17 protein-coding genes and 1 tRNA gene are annotated in these 17,378 nt (G+C 41.1%); 15 read left to right on the top strand and 3 right to left on the bottom strand.

What is annotated here, in order from left to right:
- Positions 1-6 precede the first annotated feature (6 nt).
- Together purB and V7K36_RS11345 are read left to right on the top strand one after the other, a co-directional pair.
- Positions 7-1,302 carry an adenylosuccinate lyase gene (purB, locus tag V7K36_RS11340; RefSeq protein ID WP_335115741.1) on the top strand — a complete coding sequence of 432 codons (1,296 nt, stop codon included), beginning with the start codon at positions 7-9 and terminating at the stop codon, positions 1,300-1,302.
- A 373-nt stretch (positions 1,303-1,675) separates the two neighbouring features.
- Entirely contained in the window at positions 1,676-2,221 is a 546-nt protein-coding gene (locus tag V7K36_RS11345; RefSeq protein WP_335115743.1) for a DUF4126 domain-containing protein, read from the top strand.
- A 238-nt stretch (positions 2,222-2,459) separates the two neighbouring features.
- On the opposite strand, the gene hemH is transcribed toward V7K36_RS11345, so the two are convergent.
- Entirely contained in the window at positions 2,460-3,626 is a 1,167-nt protein-coding gene (gene hemH / locus V7K36_RS11350) for a ferrochelatase (protein WP_335115745.1), read from the bottom strand.
- Positions 3,627-3,719: 93 nt separating this feature from the next.
- Between hemH and V7K36_RS11355 the strand changes: the two genes are divergently transcribed.
- The 10 genes from V7K36_RS11355 (at position 3,720) to V7K36_RS11400 (ending at position 13,789) form a co-directional block, all read left to right on the top strand.
- Positions 3,720-4,343 (top strand): class I SAM-dependent methyltransferase, encoded by a 624-nt coding sequence (locus V7K36_RS11355; RefSeq protein WP_335115747.1) that lies wholly within the window; start codon positions 3,720-3,722, stop codon positions 4,341-4,343.
- Positions 4,344-4,929: 586 nt separating this feature from the next.
- Positions 4,930-5,238: a hypothetical protein gene (locus V7K36_RS11360; protein WP_335115749.1), complete on the top strand. Its 309-nt coding sequence runs from the start codon at positions 4,930-4,932 to the stop codon at positions 5,236-5,238.
- 289 nt (positions 5,239-5,527) lie between these two features.
- Positions 5,528-7,792 (top strand): type III-A CRISPR-associated protein Cas10/Csm1, encoded by a 2,265-nt coding sequence (gene cas10, locus V7K36_RS11365; protein ID WP_335115751.1) that lies wholly within the window; start codon positions 5,528-5,530, stop codon positions 7,790-7,792.
- A 7-nt stretch (positions 7,793-7,799) separates the two neighbouring features.
- Positions 7,800-8,312, top strand: a complete 513-nt coding sequence (gene csm2, locus V7K36_RS11370; RefSeq protein ID WP_335115754.1) for a type III-A CRISPR-associated protein Csm2 — start codon at positions 7,800-7,802, stop codon at positions 8,310-8,312.
- Positions 8,313-8,314: 2 nt separating this feature from the next.
- A complete protein-coding gene (gene csm3, locus V7K36_RS11375; protein WP_335115756.1) occupies positions 8,315-9,295 on the top strand; it encodes a type III-A CRISPR-associated RAMP protein Csm3 in 981 nt (326 codons plus the stop codon).
- Complete coding sequence (gene csm4 / locus V7K36_RS11380; protein ID WP_335115758.1) at positions 9,292-10,344, top strand: type III-A CRISPR-associated RAMP protein Csm4; 1,053 nt, start codon at positions 9,292-9,294, stop codon at positions 10,342-10,344. The genes csm3 and csm4 overlap by 4 nt, the downstream gene beginning before the upstream one ends.
- Positions 10,345-10,348: 4 nt before the next feature.
- Complete coding sequence (gene csm5, locus V7K36_RS11385; RefSeq protein WP_335115760.1) at positions 10,349-11,629, top strand: type III-A CRISPR-associated RAMP protein Csm5; 1,281 nt, start codon at positions 10,349-10,351, stop codon at positions 11,627-11,629.
- Positions 11,630-11,634: 5 nt separating this feature from the next.
- Positions 11,635-12,393 carry a CRISPR system precrRNA processing endoribonuclease RAMP protein Cas6 gene (cas6, locus tag V7K36_RS11390; RefSeq protein WP_335115762.1) on the top strand — a complete coding sequence of 253 codons (759 nt, stop codon included), beginning with the start codon at positions 11,635-11,637 and terminating at the stop codon, positions 12,391-12,393.
- Positions 12,394-12,405: 12 nt separating this feature from the next.
- On the top strand, positions 12,406-13,662 hold the full coding sequence (gene csx2, locus V7K36_RS11395) for a TIGR02221 family CRISPR-associated protein (protein WP_335115764.1): 1,257 nt from the start codon (positions 12,406-12,408) through the stop codon (positions 13,660-13,662).
- A gap of 4 nt (positions 13,663-13,666) precedes the next feature.
- A complete protein-coding gene (locus V7K36_RS11400) occupies positions 13,667-13,789 on the top strand; it encodes a hypothetical protein (RefSeq protein WP_335116084.1) in 123 nt (40 codons plus the stop codon).
- Positions 13,790-14,040: 251 nt separating this feature from the next.
- Here the strand turns inward: V7K36_RS11400 and murA are convergent, their stop codons facing one another.
- On the bottom strand, positions 14,041-15,408 hold the full coding sequence (gene murA, locus V7K36_RS11405; RefSeq protein WP_335116058.1) for a UDP-N-acetylglucosamine 1-carboxyvinyltransferase: 1,368 nt from the start codon (positions 15,406-15,408) through the stop codon (positions 14,041-14,043).
- Between the two features lie 32 nt (positions 15,409-15,440).
- On the opposite strand from murA, the gene V7K36_RS11410 reads away from it, so the two are divergent.
- The 3 genes from V7K36_RS11410 to V7K36_RS11420 all read left to right on the top strand — a co-directional run bounded on the left by V7K36_RS11410 (position 15,441) and on the right by V7K36_RS11420 (position 16,794).
- Complete coding sequence (locus tag V7K36_RS11410) at positions 15,441-15,644, top strand: hypothetical protein (RefSeq protein ID WP_335115766.1); 204 nt, start codon at positions 15,441-15,443, stop codon at positions 15,642-15,644.
- A 173-nt stretch (positions 15,645-15,817) separates the two neighbouring features.
- Positions 15,818-15,898 (top strand) — tRNA-Leu (locus V7K36_RS11415).
- A gap of 104 nt (positions 15,899-16,002) precedes the next feature.
- Positions 16,003-16,794 (top strand): TrmH family RNA methyltransferase, encoded by a 792-nt coding sequence (locus tag V7K36_RS11420; RefSeq protein WP_335115768.1) that lies wholly within the window; start codon positions 16,003-16,005, stop codon positions 16,792-16,794.
- Between the two features lie 31 nt (positions 16,795-16,825).
- Here the strand turns inward: V7K36_RS11420 and V7K36_RS11425 are convergent, their stop codons facing one another.
- Positions 16,826-17,197, bottom strand: coding sequence for a hypothetical protein (locus V7K36_RS11425; protein ID WP_335115770.1), 372 nt, complete (start codon positions 17,195-17,197; stop codon positions 16,826-16,828).
- Positions 17,198-17,378 lie beyond the last annotated feature (181 nt).

Here is a 17,378-nt window from a genome sequence, read left to right on the forward strand (position 1 = left end):
CGAACTGTGATTGAGCGTTATACTTTGCCCGAAATGGCTAATCTGTGGAGTGAAGCCTATAAGCTAAAAACTTGGCTGCAAGTCGAAATTGCTGTTTGTGATGCTCAAGCTGAACTGGGTTACATTCCATCTCAGGCGGTTGAGGAAATTAAGGCCAAGGCAGATTTTGACCCGAAGCGGGTGCTGGAAATTGAGGCTGTAGTCCGCCACGATGTGATCGCTTTCTTGACAAATATCAACGAATATGTTGGAGATGCCGGACGCTACATTCACCTGGGTTTAACCAGTTCGGATGTTTTGGATACAGCTTTAGCATTGCAATTAGTTGCCAGCCTGGATATATTATTGCAACGTCTGGAAGATTTGATTCAGGTAATTCGCCAAAAAGCACGGGAACATCGTCATACAGTGATGGCTGGCCGATCGCATGGTATTCACGCTGAACCGATTACTTTTGGTTTCAAGCTAGCTGGCTGGTTAGCAGAAGTGTTGCGACACGAAGAACGCCTGAGAATACTCCGCCAAACGATCGCTGTGGGTAAGATTTCTGGTGCAGTGGGAACCTATGCGAATGTTGAACCGCGTATAGAAGCGATCGCTTGCCAAAAACTCGGACTTAAACCCGATACGGCCTCAACCCAAGTTATTTCGCGCGATCGCCACGCCGACTATGTGCAACAATTAGCTTTGGTAGCGGCATCCATCGAACGTTTTGCTGTAGAAATTCGCAATCTGCAAAAAACAGACATTCTGGAAGTTGAAGAATTCTTCGCCAAAGGTCAAAAAGGTTCCTCGGCAATGCCACACAAGCGCAATCCCATCCGTTCGGAACGCCTAACGGGAATGGCGCGACTCGTTAGAAGTCATGCCGGCGCAGCTTTGGAAAACGTTGCTCTCTGGCATGAAAGGGATATTTCCCATAGTTCTGTAGAACGAGTGATTTTGCCAGATGCTTGCACTTTGACGCATTTTATGTTGGTAGAAATAACCGACTTGGTGAAAAACCTGTTGGTCTATCCTGAGAACATGAAACGAAATCTCAACTGTTACGGCGGCGTTGTGTTCAGCCAAAAAGTGCTACTGGCTTTAATAGACAAGGGAAGCAACCGAGAAGAAGCTTATGCGATCGTTCAAGAAAGCGCTCACACCGCTTGGAACAAGCCGGAAGGTAATTTCCAGGACTTAATTAGCAAAGACCCTCGCGTTACCGAAAAGTTGTCCCCAGCAGAACTAGAGGTCTGTTTTGACCCCCAGCAGCATCTGAGGCATTTAGAAGAGGTTTACCAACGGTTGGGTATTTAGGATTAATTTGCTTGTAGTGAGCGCTCAAGCGCTCACTACTAACCTGTTATATCATGTTCGGATAATTAGTTATGATTCCCACAGTCATTGTACCCCACCCCCAGCCCCTAAGAGCCGGCTCTTAACTCGGTGTCCCCTCTGGAGATTAGGGGCAGGGAGACAAAGTGTCGCTTTGGCGGGGTGGGGTTCTTGGGGTTTTATAAGTAATCAAGCGGACATGATATTAGCCAACAAATACGCAAATTTTTTAAAATACCAAAAATCTTTAATATTCCATTGCTGAAGACTGTCAGTTTGGTGCTGGAATTTTTGCCAGGACTGGGTAGTATAAATAACAAATATCTACTTATTTATTAGTGCTTCGAGTGCCTTGATGATTGAAATCCTAGCCACGCTTTCAGCCTCTGCGGCAGCAGGAATGAGAATAGGTACACCTCTGCTGATCATTGGATTATTGCAGGGTAGTAACTTGTGGTCGCAAGTTCCAATTTTATCTCACATTTCTCCACCAATATTATTAGGCTGCCTCACCAGTTGGTCGTTAATTGAATTATTCGCTTCAAAAAAGCTATGGGGGCAAAGATTGTTCCAACTATTTCAGTTATTCATGTCTCCCGTCGTGGGGGCAATTATGGGGTTAGCAGTAGCTACCGCAACAGCAACGCCAGACTGGGTGATTGCCTTAATTGGGGGTTTGTTAGCTTTGGTACTCCAGCTAGTTCAAGTTGGTTGGTTCTATCGCTTACGCGGATTACCGTTGTGGGCAGTCTTTCTTCAAGATACCTTGTGTGTCGCTCTAGTACTTTTTGCCTTTGGCGCTCCCTGGCAAGGAGGATTAATTGCTTTAATACTTCTCTGGTTTGCAGTTCGTAGCGCGAGGCAGTGGTATTACTGGTATCACAAAGGGCGCAGGGCATAGGGCATAGGGCATGAGGCATGGGTGACAAGTGAGATGAGGGAGCATGGGATGTAAGGAAAGCAAAGGGGGAGTTGCGCTAGGTTTTTCGCTTCTGCCCAATGCCCCTCATGAGTGCTGAGTACCCAGTGCTGTTAGCGGATAGCTAAGGTTTAGTCCGTGCTGAGTATGGAACCTAACTTCTTTGCTCGGAACTCGGAACTCGGAACTGTTTTGCCCAATGCCCAATGCCCAATGCCCTTTACTGCAAAATTCCAATCATGTGCAAGAAGCCGTGACCGGTAATCAGCTCGATGATTAAGGCAATAATCCCCAGCATGGCAATCCGACCATTCCATACTTCAGCGCTAGTAGTCAGACCCCATTCCCAACGCTCTTGGGGGTACATTTTCACCCTTTTTTTCATTTGGGCAGCTTGCGAAAGCTTGAAACTGGGGTTTTTCAACGCATCAATCACTAAGTCTGCCAGTGCATTAATAAATACCGGATGGGTATTAGGAGCCGGAACGCGACGGAAGTTGTGAATTCCTGATTCTTCTGCTACTTCCCGATACTCAATATCAATTTCTTGTAGTGTCTCAATATGCTCTGAGACAAAACTGATCGGTACGACAACCAAATCTTTCACCCCTTGTCTGCCTAGTTCTTTGAGGGCATCCTCAGTATAGGGTTGGAGCCATTCTACTGGGCCGACGCGACTTTGGTAAGCTAAGGTGTGGACATTGGGTCGATTCAGGGTCTGCATAATCAGGGCAGTACATTCTTCAATTTCTTGCTGATAGGGGTCGCCAGCCTCTTCAACGTAGCTTTTAGGAACGCCATGAGCGCTGAAGAATATATGAACCTCATCTGGATTAGGAAACTGTTCGAGTTCCTGGGCTACGAGTTCCGCCATTGCTTGCAGGTAGCCTGGTTCTTTGTACCAAGAAGGAATGACGGTGTAATCAATGGGTTGAAGTTTTGGATCTTCTTGCCAAAGCTTTTCTAAAAGCCGGAAGCTAGAACCACTGGTACTGATCGAAAACTGGGGATATAGTGGTAAGATTACCAGGTGTTCTATATTATCTTGGGTGATCTGTGCGATCGCCTCTTCTGTATACGGATGCCAATAACGCATTCCCACGTAGATATTAGCTTCTTGTCCCAAATAACCCAACTGTTCTTTTAAAGCTTCCCCTTGCGCTTCTGTGATCCGCCGCAGTGGGGAACCACCACCAATTTGCTTATAATTCTCTTGAGATGTTCTGATTCGCCGCGAGGCAATAAACCAGGCTAGGGGCTTTTGCAACCAGCGAAACGGTAGGCGAATAATTTCCGGATCGGAAAATAGGTTATACAAAAACGGCCCGACATCCTCTAGCTTATCGGGACCACCGAGATTGAGTAATAAGACGCCTACACGACCCATAGCAGTTACTTTCCCCTAATCTTTTCAGATTTTTTACTAATGTTAACAATATATCTTTATTAAATATAAAGCTTAATAGCAAGGAAATATGCAATGGCAACAATTTTAAGGGATTGGAGTTACCGCTATCAATGGCTGTATGACGGGATCTCTCGTTTAGCAGCCTTAAGTGTAGGTGGTGAAGCTCGTTTTCGGCAACTTGCTTTACAATACTTAACAATTCACTCAGATACTCAGGTTTTAGATTTATGTTGTGGCAGTGGTCAAACGACGCAATTTTTGGTAAATTTTTCACAAAATGTAACAGGATTGGACGCTTCACCCAAGTCTTTGCAACGGGCGCGGCAAAATGTACCATTAGCTTCTTATGTCGAAGCTTTTGCTGAGGAGATGCCATTTGCAAATAATCTGTTTGATGTAGTGCATACCAGCGTCGCACTACACGAGATGCAGCCTCAGCAATTACGAAAAATTATTAATGAAGTTTATCGGGTGTTGAAGCCAGGAGGGGTATTTACGCTGGTGGATTTTCATGCTCCTACGAATCCGATATTTTGGCCTGGGGTATCACTGTTTTTGTTGTTGTTTGAGACGGAAACAGCTTGGCAATTATTAAAAACTGATTTGCCTAGATTATTAACTGAAACTGGGTTTGAAGTGGGTGAGCCAACTTTATATGCAGGTGGTAGTTTGCAAGTGATACAGGCAAAGAAATGAAGGATAATTTGTTTGTGTAATGAGGTTAAGTTGTAATCAAGTAGCAAACCATACTTGAGAAGCTTCTATATAGAAGCTTCTCAAGGGAAGCTAGATAATTAAGTTTATAGCTGCTTTCAAGTTTGCGTCCCCTTAAGGGGATGGAGAAAGTAAAAGATTTAACTAATCAGCCTTATTTCTTCAAACTGCGTACTTCAATCCCCTTTCGGGGAGTTACTAGGAACAGCCTAGCCTGTGAAGAAACGCTTAAAGTTGGCGCTGATTAGTATTTCTGTTAGTTCATTTAAGAATACATAAATTCTTATCTACAAGTCAAGCAAGTAAAATAACGCTACAGATTGATTTTTGGTATCTAATGTATTTTAAGATACTTATGCTTTATCGGCTCTTTTATGGAATCTAATACTAAAAACTTGTTGCTGGACAGCTTTAAAAGCTTACATTCAAAGGCTTACATGATTTTCACATGCCTTATTTGATAATAATATCAGTGGCTTTACCAAAAAAAAACGGTAGGACAGATACTTTTTGCTACATTACAAAAAGTCAAATAGAATGAATAAATACACTTAGTTGAGTATTTTCCATGAAACCTAAGCCAAACGACTTGCCTAAAGCAAGGACTTATTTACCTAATCAGCCTTTTTCACAAACTCTGTCCTTCGACAGTAACATCCAATCACTACCACACGAACAGTTTAGGGAAATACCCACAAATACGCAGAGCTTTGGTTTGCTCCTAGTTTTTTTAGTAGTATTTACCCTTGTAGGCTTTGCATTCCTTCAAAACCTCCAATCAACACGCTCTAGCACCAGATGGACTATTCAACTTGGTAACTTGTTCCTGGTGTCTTTCCGCAACGAATCAAGTAAACCCGAAAAATCAACCAAGTAATAGATATCTAATCTAGTATTCAGAACGCATGGGATAATTTTACCTCCGTGCGTTCTGTATAATGTTTTTTCTATAATTCATGCCTAAAACATAGGATACAGAGAACAGCTCATGTGGTAGTTTTATTCAAATTTCAACTAGATAAGCAAGTTAAATTTTGGAAGACCCTACTTCCAGCACAGAATATAATTACACACAGCCAAGAAAAACTAAGGCGATCGCTAGAACTTCACAAAAAATTTAATACAGATGTCCCATGATACAAACCTCAGCTATCTTCAATGCTGCTTTGCAAATTGCCCAACAAGCTGTTACGTTGTTGGCAAAGTGGGCTGATCCACAGTTAGCTAATAAGTGTCCTCACTTAATTGACAATAATATTGTTGTGAAAGCCAAGCAAATTTTGTCTTGGACTGATCAGCACGAACTGAAGGCTCTACGTTTGTTATTTGACCATGTGAAGTTAGATAAAGGTCAAGATAAACAATATTATTGGCAACCAAAATCTATTGAAAATTGTGATCCTACTATTCCCTATCCACGATTAGAAGCGGCAACCGATTTCAGCAACCTGAAATTAGAAGTTAAATTAGCCATAGATAATTTGAATAATGATGACTGGCAAAACCTTTCTTTATTGACTTTAATTCTAGAAAAATTTGGTTCATTTCTGAGTTTTGGTGAATCTGATGTTGCTTTAGTAGATATAGCCAAAACTACTGCTGCTGTTGCTGCTGCTATTACCAACAATCCCAATGCAACAGAATTAACTTTAATTGTAGGTGACTTATCAGGTATTCAAAAATTTATCTATACTATTTCTTCTGATGGCGCTCTCAAATCACTAAGGGCAAGGAGCTTTTTTTTAGAGTTAGTTACTGAAGAAGTAGTACAGCAATTACTTATAGGATTAAATCTTCCTCGTACCAATATAATTTATGCTGGCGGTGGAAACTTATATATTTTGGCTGATGAAACAGATAATACTAAAAAGACTGTAGAGCAAGTACGCGATCAGTTTAATCAATGGCTTTTAAATGAATTTGAAGGCAAAGTATTTCTTGCACTTGATTGCTTAAAATTTTATATCGCGGATATTGCAACTGCACAATTCTCTGATCATTGGTCACATGCAACGACTCAGCTAGCTACATATAAATATCGTAAATTTGCTAACCAGATTAGCGATTTTAGCGAACCGCGTGATAGTCATGAACCTTGTGGTGTCTGCCATAGAGATGATGTAGAAACTTTAAAACCACTTAATCCTAATGAGCCGAATTCAGTTTTGGCTTGTGGAACTTGTTGTAGGATGTTTCGTTTAGGGAGTCGAATGTTTGACATAAAAGTAATTGTACGCTCCCCAAGAGAATATATAAAAGACAAAGTGGATACACTCTCATTTAAAATCTCAGGAACAAAGATATATTATCATCTTTTCCAAAACTGGAAACAAATAGTTCCTGAGTCTGACACTGCTTTATTAGTAAATGATTGGACATTAGAACACTATAAATTCAAGCATTTCCGAAATGCTTTCCCTTTGTTATTAGGCAATTATGGCCAGCAAAGTCAAGAAGAATCAGAGGAGGTAGAAGGAACAGTAGGCTTTATGCGTGCTGGTGAAATGGCACAAGAGGCCGAAGGAATTAATCGAGTAGGCTATTTACGAATGGATGTAGACCGACTAGGACAAATATTTGCCAAAGGTTTAGGAGAAAAGCAAACTTTACCCAGACTAGCTGGACTTTCTCGCCAAATGAGTTATTTTTTTAAGGTATATCTCAATAGTTTGGCAAAAAAACGCCAGGAGGATTTCATAGATCATTGCAAAAGTAAGAATATTGGAGTGTTAAATAATGCTAAGTATTTAACAGCAGGCGAGAGAAAAAATTTAATGTTTATCTATTCAGGAGGCGATGATTTATTTGTCAGTGGTGCATGGAATGAAATTGTAGAATTTGCTTTTGATGTTTACCAATGCTTCCGCGCTTACACCGGAAATAATCCAGATATTACCCTATCAGCAGGAATTAGTATTGATAATGCTAAGTCACCTCTTTACCAAGCAGCACATATATCAGGTGAAGCTGAAGATGCAGCTAAAGGAAATGGTAGAGATAGTTTAGGCTTATTTGGTCAAGTATTCAAATGGGATGAATGGCTAGGGATAGAAGATATTAACATAATTGATGATGAAATTAAACAATATCTGCATCCAGAAACCAAGCCAAATTTGTTGGGCATTTTACCATTTGTAAAGAGATTAAAGCAGCAAAATATTGGGGTCAATTATTCCCGTAATTTTGTGCGTAACCTGCTCATAACTGCACAAATACAAGAGGAAGCATTGAAAAAGTTTGAAGAAGATAAACAATCAAAGGAGGCTTTAGGTACTCGCTACTATTTGCATCTACCAAAAATTGCTTATACTTTAGCAAGATTACCTAAAAATGTCCTAGATGACAGTGATTTTCGGACTTCCTTAAAAAGCCCATACAACGCCCCTTATTTTCGGGCGATCGCAACTTGGATTGAACTCTTAAACCGTTGATAATTATATGTCAGAGACAATTAAACCAAACCCAGTTAATAAATCTGAATCTTTCAAAAAGCAAGTCATTCTTCCAGATATCCATATTCAAGAAAAGCACCAAAATACTCCTGAAAAATCAAAGGATATCGTTAGAGAAATCAAAGACGCGATCAATAATGATAAATTAGTGTCTTTAAAAGACTATCCAATTCGGGACTTAGTGAAACACGCTGAAGAATTTGGTCCTTATCTTAAGCAGCAAAGATTAGAAACTAATCAAGTTCGCAAATTTTTAGACGCTGTAAATCGCATCAAAGCTAACTTAGCTGAAAAAGGTGATTTTTCTGGACAAATAGATGAAGTAATTCTACTTAAACCAAAATTAGCATACGCCGCAGCTAGACAAAGAGCAGCCAAACCATTAGCTGAAGTGATGTCAGCTGCTATTGATAAAGTTTACAGCAAAGAAGATTTTGAGCGTCTAGTTCAATTAATTGAATCAATTATTGCTTATCACAAAGCTGAAGGTGGAAAGTAAATATGCCAGCATCATACGCACAAAAACCCCTACTTGGTAAATTGTCCCTCACCAGTCACCTTTCTGTAGAAACAGGATTGCACATTGGCGGTGGTGGTGAAAATTTAGATATTGGTGGACTAGATAAACCTGTAATTCGTGACCCCCTAACAAAGTATCCTTACTTGCCTGGTTCATCTATTAAAGGCAAACTACGTTCCACTTTAGAACGGTTATTAAATAAACCTCTAAATCGCACGGGAGGAAGCGGTACTTGGCGCTATGAAAGTGATGATTTGGTAAATGGGTTTACCGAAGTTGAAGAAGGACGATTTATTGCCTATGAAGGCGCTAGTACCTGTCAAATTAGCCGATTATTTGGTTCTACTGGCGGGTCAAAATTTTGGATGCCAATTGAGACTGCCAGAGAGGAAGGATTATTGGAAAACAATAGTCGTACTCAGACAATCCAAGGTCATAACTGCGTCAGAGTTAATCGCGGACGTAATGCACCGGCTCGCCTGATTATTCGAGATTCCCATTTGCTACCAGATTCAGCAGCAAAGCTGAAGCAAGTTGACACTGGTTTATACATGACCGAGTGGAAATTTGAAAACGGTATTGATCGCGTGACGGCGGCGGCGAACCCCAGACAGTTAGAGCGTGTACCAGCTGGGTCAAAATTCCAGTTTGAATTAGTTTATACCGTAGAAGATAAAGACCAAGCCATTGAAGACTTGCAAAATATTGCGATCGCACTGGCTATTCTAGAAGATGATGCTCTCGGCGGACACGGTTCTAGAGGTTACGGTAAAGTCAGATTTCAAAACTTCGAGTTTTCCTATCGCAGCTTGGCACAATATCGTCAGATTACCAGCACACCTGCGGGTACATCTGGTTTACAACCATTGGAATCTATCGCCAACACACAAGCACTCTTAGATAACTTCGGAAGCTTACGCGAGTACATCGAACAGCGATTACTGCCGGGGAATGAATCATGAGTGTTTGGAGATTGGTTAAACTCAATTTTGGGCGTAGTCCTGCTCACTTTGGGGAATTGGGAATTGGCATTGAACAAACAAGCGATCGCGTCCGTTCTGATGCTTTGTTTAGCGCTTGGGTTAGTGTTTATGCGCGGTTATTCGGTAAAAATGCAGTTGAAGAATTATTGCAGATATTTCCCTGTGAAAAGCGATCGCAACTAATACCCCCCTTGCGGATAAGTTCTACATTCATCTATCGACAAGAGAACGAACACACAATTTACTATCTTCCCCGTCCTCTCAAGTTTCCTATCAACTACCCTAATGAAGAGCTAGAGTTTTTCAAAACCTATAAAAAGCTAAATTACTTGCCTTTAGAAGTATGGCAAAGATGGTATCAAGGAGAGGGATTTATCGGCGCTGATACTGAAGAATTAATTGCGGAAACCAATGGTAAATCTAATGGACATCTGCGCCAAGTAGGAACATTTGATTATAAAAAAGCTGTTGAAATTGACCAAATTCCGAAAATTGCAGTAGACCGAGTTACTAGAGCCACAAATCTTTATCATACTGGCTTTGTTCAATTCAGGTCGGGTGAAAATCCATCTGGTTTATATTTTCTCCTGCAACTCTCTCCAGAAGGCGAGAAATTAGCAGATAAATTAAAAGCTACTTTACATTTATTAGGAGAAGAAGGACTTGGCGGAGAACGTTCAAGTAGTGCTGGGAGATTTCAAGTTGAGTGGTTAGAATTACCAGAGACTTGGCAAAAAGTAGTGAATTTTTCTGCTGGAAATTACCACACCCTTATGAGCTTATTTTGGGATATACCGATAACAACTGAATTCTTAAATAACGCTAGCTATGACATTCAAGAACGCGGTGGTTGGATAGCTGAAAATCAACTCCGGCGTAAAATGGTGCGAATGTTTAGTGAAGGTTCAGTTTTTATCGCACCACCAGCAGGAAAGCTGGTAGATGTTACACCCCAAGGCTTTAAAAAACATCGCATTTATCGTAGTGGTATTAGCTTAAGTCTGCCAATTAAGGCAAAGGATAAATAATATTATGGTGGTTTCTGCTGAATTTGCTCTTAAGAAACCTGATTTCTATCAATCTAAAAGAATCCAGTTGACTAGTCCTATTTTACATATAGGCTCATCTGTATCTAAATTGAATCCTTTTGAATATGTGCAGACAGAGAAAAAAGTCTATCTTCCCAATCAAGAAGCCTTGGCAAAAGCTTTAATTAAACAAGGACGAAGATTTTTAGATGACTATATTCAAGCAATTGAAGAACGTCAAGATATCAGCAGACTTTTAAAACAAGCCTTTGGTTCTGAGTGGTGGAATATAAGTGTAGATGGGTATCAAATTTTTCCTAAAGAAGCCATCAGCCAAAAGTTGACAGGGGAGAATATTACAGATTTACGTCCCATGATTCGCAATGGCATAGGACAATTATTTATCCCTGGTTCTTCCATTAAAGGAGGGATTAGAACTGCCATAGCATATCATTTACTTAAACATGGCGATCGCTATCAAGTACCTTCATCAAAGCGGGTTAGCGAAATTGAGAAAACTTTGAGACAAAAGCTAGGACAACTTAACCAATATCAGCAGAAATTTTTAGACGATGAGCTATTCATGGATAGTTTATTCTCAGAATTCCGTCTCACATATCAAGAGAGAAATTTTCCAGGTAAAGGCCCAAATACAGACTTTTTAAGAGCGCTCAAAGTTACCGATTCCGAACCAATTTTAGAAAGCAAAATTAAAACTAAGAAAGGTCAAGAGATTCCTGTTAATATGCCTGTTGTGGCTGAGGTAATAGTTTCTAGCAGATTTCCTGACTACTTAGCCAAATATAAAGCGTCTATTTATGCCGAAATGGTGCGGAATGTTCAAACAGAATTTACCCTGACTTTAGATACGGAAATGCTTTTATGGTTTCAGCATAAACAGGGGATGAAATTACCCTTTAGTAACCTAGATGAACTATTGCAAATATGTCAGGAATTTACCCAAGAACAATGGGATTATGAGCATGATTACTGGGAAGAAATTAAGAACAATCCTAGAGCATCAGGCAAAAATTTAGATTTTAATCATATCCGCGAATTTTACGAATCAGAAAAATCTCCCTATAGTCAGAGATTGGGGTGGGGTAGTGGGATGACTGGAACTACTATAAATTTGCTGTTAGGCGATGAACTGCGGGAAGATATCCGTGATACTTGTGGTTTAAAAGCACCTGGTTTTGAAGCACCAAAATCTAGGCGAACTGTGATGAATCCCAATGGTGAAATCAAATTTGTACCGGGATGGGTTAAGTTCAAGAATTCATAATACTAATGCTAATTCATTCTAACTGGACATTGAGTGTATCTGAACCCACAATTTTACCTCGTTCCTATGGCTTGGAACTAGTGAAGCAACTACATCAACAGCTAGGATTAGAAATAGGAACTGAGGTGATTCCTTCTGTTTCACACTCAGGAATAATCGGTTTATATTCTGTTTCTAGAGAATTTTTAACTTTCCATCCGGAGGAATTTTACAACTTATCTCTGTGTGGATTGCAAGATGTTGCAGCCAAAGCGATTTCTCACTTGAATCTCTCAGAATCTCTAGAATTTCTGGGAGCAAAGTTTAACGTTATCAACCGTGAAGACGAAATTACCAGTTATGAAGAACTCTACACAACTTTGGTGGCAAATGAACCAGAACCAATAAAACGATTTGACTTGCAATTTATTACTCCCACTACTTTTGCTCAGGGTGGAGCAAATTTACCTCTACCCATACCCTCATTAATGTTCCGTAGTTGGTTAGAACGTTGGAATCATTTTGCACCTGTCTATTTGGGAAGTGATGAATTAATTATTTATCTCAGTAAGGCAATTTTACTCAAAAATCACAAAATTAAAACGCGAAGTTGGCAATTACACAAAGGTTATGTGAATGGATTTGTCGGTAATGTTACCTTACAAGTTTTCAACCGTGCTGACCCGTTGCTGGCTAATGTGGCTAATTTATTAGTTCAATATGCGCGGTTTGCAGGTACGGGTATGAAAACACGTTTGGGTATGGGACAAACATTAATAAAATAATGAAAAATAGTCATGAAACAAATTATCACTTTTCTGGGACTTAACGCAAAAGAAACTATATATAGTTTTGAAGGTAAAAATTACAAAGGAAACGTTTTTGCTGAAGCACTACGCCAGTTTTGTGATTATGATTCTATGTTGGTTTGTGTCACAATTGAAGCTAAAAATAAAACTTTTCCTGTGCTTAATAGCTTGGAAGATGAACGTATTCAAGCAGTTGCAATACCAAATGGTGAAACAACTGAAGAAATGTGGGAGACTTTTAAAATTATCACTGACAAAGTTAATGATAATGATTCTGTAGTTTTTGATATTACTCACGGGCTGCGTTCTTTACCATTTCTTGTATTTTTATTTGCAGCTTATCTGAAAGCAGCTAAGAATGTTACGATTGATGCTATTTACTATGGAGCATGGGAACTAGGTAATTCCAATAATGGCATAGCACCAGTAATCGACTTATCAGAATTTATCGTAATGCTGGATTGGTTAACTGCAACTGAGCGTTTTGTGGAAATAGGAGATGGACAGGCACTGGCAAATTTACTCAAAAGTGCGATTCCGTCAGGCATTGAACTGCGCGATAATCTTGGTAGCAGACCATTAAGAAGTCAACTTAACAAAGCTGCTGAAGCTATTGAGAGTATTTCATTGGCTTTGAATGTAACTCGACCAATTGAAACGATGAAATCGGCTACTCAGTTGGAGGAGACTTTAAAACAAGCAGCACTTAGCTTTGCTCAACGTGCCAAACCATTTTCACTTTTGGCAGAAAGGGTTGTTAAAGAGTATGGACAATTTGCTTTAGAAGATCCAACTGATAATGCAGCATTAGCTGAAAATCTATGGCTACAACTACAAATGATTAACTGGTATATTCAGCGAGATAGAGTTGTGCAAGCAGTAACCTTAGCGCGTGAATGGTTAATTTCTATATTAGTGCTGCGATTTGGTGAACTAATGTTTGATCACAAAAAAGGGCGAACGTATGTGGAAGGTGCTATAAACAATGCAGCTGAAAAGGGTAGATCATCACCTCGTCCAATTACTCCTAGCCGTTGTGATGAGCAGTTTGCCGCTTTACCAGAAGCAGATGAACTTGTTAAAACTTGGAGTCAAATGACTGAACTGCGTAATGATATTGCCCATGTAGGTATGAATCTTAACCCTCAAAGCGCATTAAAACTTAAGCAGAAGACTGTATCACTTTACCCACAACTGGAAAAACTCGGACAGCAACTATTACCACAGCGAATAACTACTGAATAAATCTTTGCAGAATCTAACCGCCTTCTTTGACACCACTTCCAACCAAAAACATAGATTTAGCGCGGTTTATTGTCAGACATTGCCTTCATATTTAGGCAAAATCGAAACTGCGATCGCACCAGTTTAAAACAAAACAAATTCCACTTAGAAGCGAGTGATCGCACTGATAAAATTGCTTCTACTTGGGCAACTATCTTAGCACGCCGGGAGATGGGAGAATCATTGCTATATCCCAAGATTTAGAGATGCCCTAGCTACGGAGAAAACTTACGTAAGTCCTATACTGAAAAGAGTAGGGCAGCCGGGGAGCAGGGGGAGAAAATTTTACCTTGTCTCCCTCATTACCCTTCTTCCCGCGTCAGTCTCAACCGATCAATTTCAACTTGATAGGCTACTGATGGTGGGAGCGATTTCTGCATCTGCTGATGTTTCGCCCACGCGGAGGATTTTAGCTCCCAATTGCTGCAACTTCACATCGAGTCGATCATAGCCGCGATCGAGGTGCTGTAATCCCTGAATTGTGGTTTGTCCTTCTGCTGCCAGTCCTGCTATGACTAGCGCTGCCGATGCCCGTAAGTCTGTGCCTAATACTGGTGCGCCAGATAATTTTGGCACTCCTCGCACGAAAGCAGCGTTGCCTTTGACACGAATATCTGCCCCCAAGCGATTCAACTCTGAGGCATGACGTAAGCGATTTTCAAAGACGGATTCGTTAATCACGCTGTCGCCTTCCGCTAATGTCAGCAAAGCCATGAACGGCGCTTGCATATCTGTGGGAAAACCTGGATGGTATTGAGTTTCAATATCCGTTGCCTTGAGGGTTTCCGCAGGCAGGATGCGTAAGTGTTCAGGCTTGTCCTCAATTATTGTTACCCCAATATCCCGCAGCTTGGCAATCACTGGTACTAGATGTTCTGGAGCCACCGGCGAGAGGGTAAGTTCTGAGCGGGTAATTGCTGCTGCTAACAAAAACGTCCCGGCCTCAATGCGATCGGGAATAATGCTGTAGTCAACAGAATGCAACTTGGGGACTCCTTCAATAATAATCCTGCTAGTTCCCGCCCCCTTAATCTTAGCTCCCATCGCGCTACAGAAGTTAGCTAAATCAACTACTTCCGGTTCTCTGGCAGCATTTTCGATGATCGTTTCGCCCTCTGCCAGGGTCGCCGCCATCATCAAGTTTTCTGTCGCTCCGACACTGGCAATGTCTAAGTAAATCTTCGCACCTTTTAATCTCCGACTGCTGCCAGGGACGTAGGCATTACAAATACCATGCTCAATTTGCACTTCAGCTCCCATTGCTTGCAGTCCCCGGACATGCAAATCAACTGGTCTTGCCCCAATAGCACAACCGCCTGGTAAGGGCATCTGTGCTACTCCTAATCTTGCCAGAATCGCACCAATGGCAAAAAAACTCGCTCTCAACTGGGTAACTAGTTCGTAGGGAGCTTTAGACGTTTTAATTTCGCTGGCGTTGATGTCTAAAATGTCACCTTGGCGTGTTAAGCGTACACCCAAAGCCAATAATACCTGACCCATCCGCTCTACGTCCGCTAATAAGGGGACATTGCGGATGCGACAATCGCCAGGACACAGCAAGGCTCCAGCCATGATTACCAGTGCTGCATTTTTTGCCCCGCTAATTTTCACATGACCTCGCAAAGGATGCCCACCCCAAATTTGCAAGACTGAGGAGTCTGCTTTTGGAGCAAATTTGGCATCTGGTAAGCTGGTAGAAGGATTAATAAGCCTACCTCCAAAAGTAATACGTATTTTAGATGTTTGAAGTTGGTTTTGATTCTACAGTAAAGATTCAATTTATCCACGTTTTAGGGAAACATCTGGCAGAAAAAAATTGTTTGTTGGGTGAAAAATCCGGGCTGAAAACAAGCAATAGCAAGCTTTTTGAGCTTTTTAAAAATTTAACAAAAAATAACAAATCAGTAGTAAATTTAAGCAAAATTAAATACTCAGTAAAATAACTTAAGTGTTCTCTAAAAATCAATGCTGTTATGTTGAGTTAATATTTTGATTCGACCTAATCCCCTGAAAGACTCCTTTGCAGTTTGAGACTTTTAACGAAGCGTGATGCTTTCACTTGACAAAGGTAAAAAATTACGCAATAATAGGAAATTGTCGATCAAGATAATTGCCTGCGGAACTGGCGGAATGGCAGACGCGCTAGATTCAGGTTCTAGTGCCGCAAGGCTTCCGGGTTCAAGTCCCGGGTTCCGCATATTCTTAAATTAGGAGTTAGAAGTGAAGAGTTATGAGTTGAAAGAAAACTAAATTAATTCCTGCACAGACGCGATTAATCGCGTCTCTACTCCTAACTTTTTGATGTTGACCAGTTTACAAAATTCTTTAGTCAAGCAAATCCGCAAACTACACTCCACCAAGGAACGGCACAAGCAGCAGTTATTTTTGCTGGAAGGGACGCACCTGTTAGAAGAAGCTTGTGCGGTGAATTACCCATTAGAAACAGTGTGTTGTACCCCAGATTGGCAAGCAGCCCATCCTTTGCTGTGGTCAGAAGCTTGTAGCCGATGCGATCGCGCCGAAATTGTCAGTAGAGAAGTCTTGGATGCGATCGCTACTACAGTCCAACCGGATGGTGTGGTGGCAACGGCAAAGCGAAACAAACGCCAAACTCAACTACCGTTTACTGGTTTAGTTCTAGCTTTAGAAACGGTGCAAGATCCTGGCAACCTGGGTACGATGATCCGCACTGCGGCTGCGGCTGGAGCATCGGGGTTGTGGGTAAGTGGAGATAGTGTAGATTTAGACAGCCCAAAAGTTCTCCGGGCTTCAGCAGGGCAATGGTTTCGCCTAGCAACAGCCTTAACCGAAGATTTAAAAGCGACAGTGCAACAAAGTCAGCAGGCAGGAATGCAGGTAGTGGCAACCTTACCCAGTGCGACTTTAACTTATTGGGAAGTGGACTGGGGAAAACCCAGTCTGATTTTACTGGGAAATGAAGGTGCTGGTTTATCGGCAGATTTAGCAGCGATCGCAGATCAGCAAGTCAGAATTCCTTTGAGTCCTGGGGTAGAATCTTTGAATGTGGCGATCGCAGCCGCTTTAATGTTGTACGAAGCTCGGCGGCAAATGAGTAAGGAGAGACGCGATTAATCGCGTCTGTACAGGAGTTAGGAGTTAAAACTCATGACTTTTCTTTGGTTTTTGTTTTTTCTTCGAGAAATTGTTCAATATCAGCAACTGCGTCCTCAAGAGCCGCTAAATCAATATCTATCAAGTCTTGATCGAGTTCGACTTCAGTGACAGTGCTAGTATGCAGTTGGGGGATCTCTTCTTCCTCAATGGAATTTTCTTGTAAGATATCCTCCAACTGATCAAGGGATTCTTGAAATACCTGATCAGCGACGCGGCGCGGTTGTGGCTGAATTTGCTCCATAATATTGACTTGAAAATCCTGATTTAGTGACTTAATTTTGATTACAGTTCCTAGAGATTTAAATTTTGCACTAATAACATCATAGTTGTGTGCTGTATCAACTTTAGCAGTGGTTATCAAGAATATCGATACTTGGCTTTGGTCGCTTTTGCCAAGCTGTCTCCAATTGTTGGGACTTGTCTTTTTGCAAAGACTATGAGGTACACACACTCCCTACGTATTTTTTATACGTAGTTAAGGCAACATTAAGAATTCTCTCAAAATCGCCAAATTTCGGAGTGCAAACACTTACGTATGGGAA

The organism is Nostoc sp. (genome assembly GCF_036919555.1).
Classification (GTDB): Bacteria; Cyanobacteriota; Cyanobacteriia; order Cyanobacteriales; family Nostocaceae; genus Nostoc.

Bases quoted from the DNA above. Each gene is read 5' to 3' on its own strand.
- V7K36_RS11345 (WP_335115743.1), top strand. From the start codon at position 1,676: ATGATTGAAATCCTAGCCACGCTTTCAGCCTCTGCGGCAGCAGGAATG.
- hemH (WP_335115745.1), bottom strand. From the start codon at position 3,626: ATGGGTCGTGTAGGCGTCTTATTACTCAATCTCGGTGGTCCCGATAAG.
- V7K36_RS11355 (WP_335115747.1), top strand. From the start codon at position 3,720: ATGGCAACAATTTTAAGGGATTGGAGTTACCGCTATCAATGGCTGTAT.
- V7K36_RS11360 (WP_335115749.1), top strand. From the start codon at position 4,930: ATGAAACCTAAGCCAAACGACTTGCCTAAAGCAAGGACTTATTTACCT.
- csm2 (WP_335115754.1), top strand. From the start codon at position 7,800: ATGTCAGAGACAATTAAACCAAACCCAGTTAATAAATCTGAATCTTTC.
- csm3 (WP_335115756.1), top strand. From the start codon at position 8,315: ATGCCAGCATCATACGCACAAAAACCCCTACTTGGTAAATTGTCCCTC.
- csm4 (WP_335115758.1), top strand. From the start codon at position 9,292: ATGAGTGTTTGGAGATTGGTTAAACTCAATTTTGGGCGTAGTCCTGCT.
- csm5 (WP_335115760.1), top strand. From the start codon at position 10,349: ATGGTGGTTTCTGCTGAATTTGCTCTTAAGAAACCTGATTTCTATCAA.
- cas6 (WP_335115762.1), top strand. From the start codon at position 11,635: ATGCTAATTCATTCTAACTGGACATTGAGTGTATCTGAACCCACAATT.
- csx2 (WP_335115764.1), top strand. From the start codon at position 12,406: ATGAAACAAATTATCACTTTTCTGGGACTTAACGCAAAAGAAACTATA.
- V7K36_RS11410 (WP_335115766.1), top strand. From the start codon at position 15,441: ATGTTTGAAGTTGGTTTTGATTCTACAGTAAAGATTCAATTTATCCAC.
- V7K36_RS11420 (WP_335115768.1), top strand. From the start codon at position 16,003: ATGTTGACCAGTTTACAAAATTCTTTAGTCAAGCAAATCCGCAAACTA.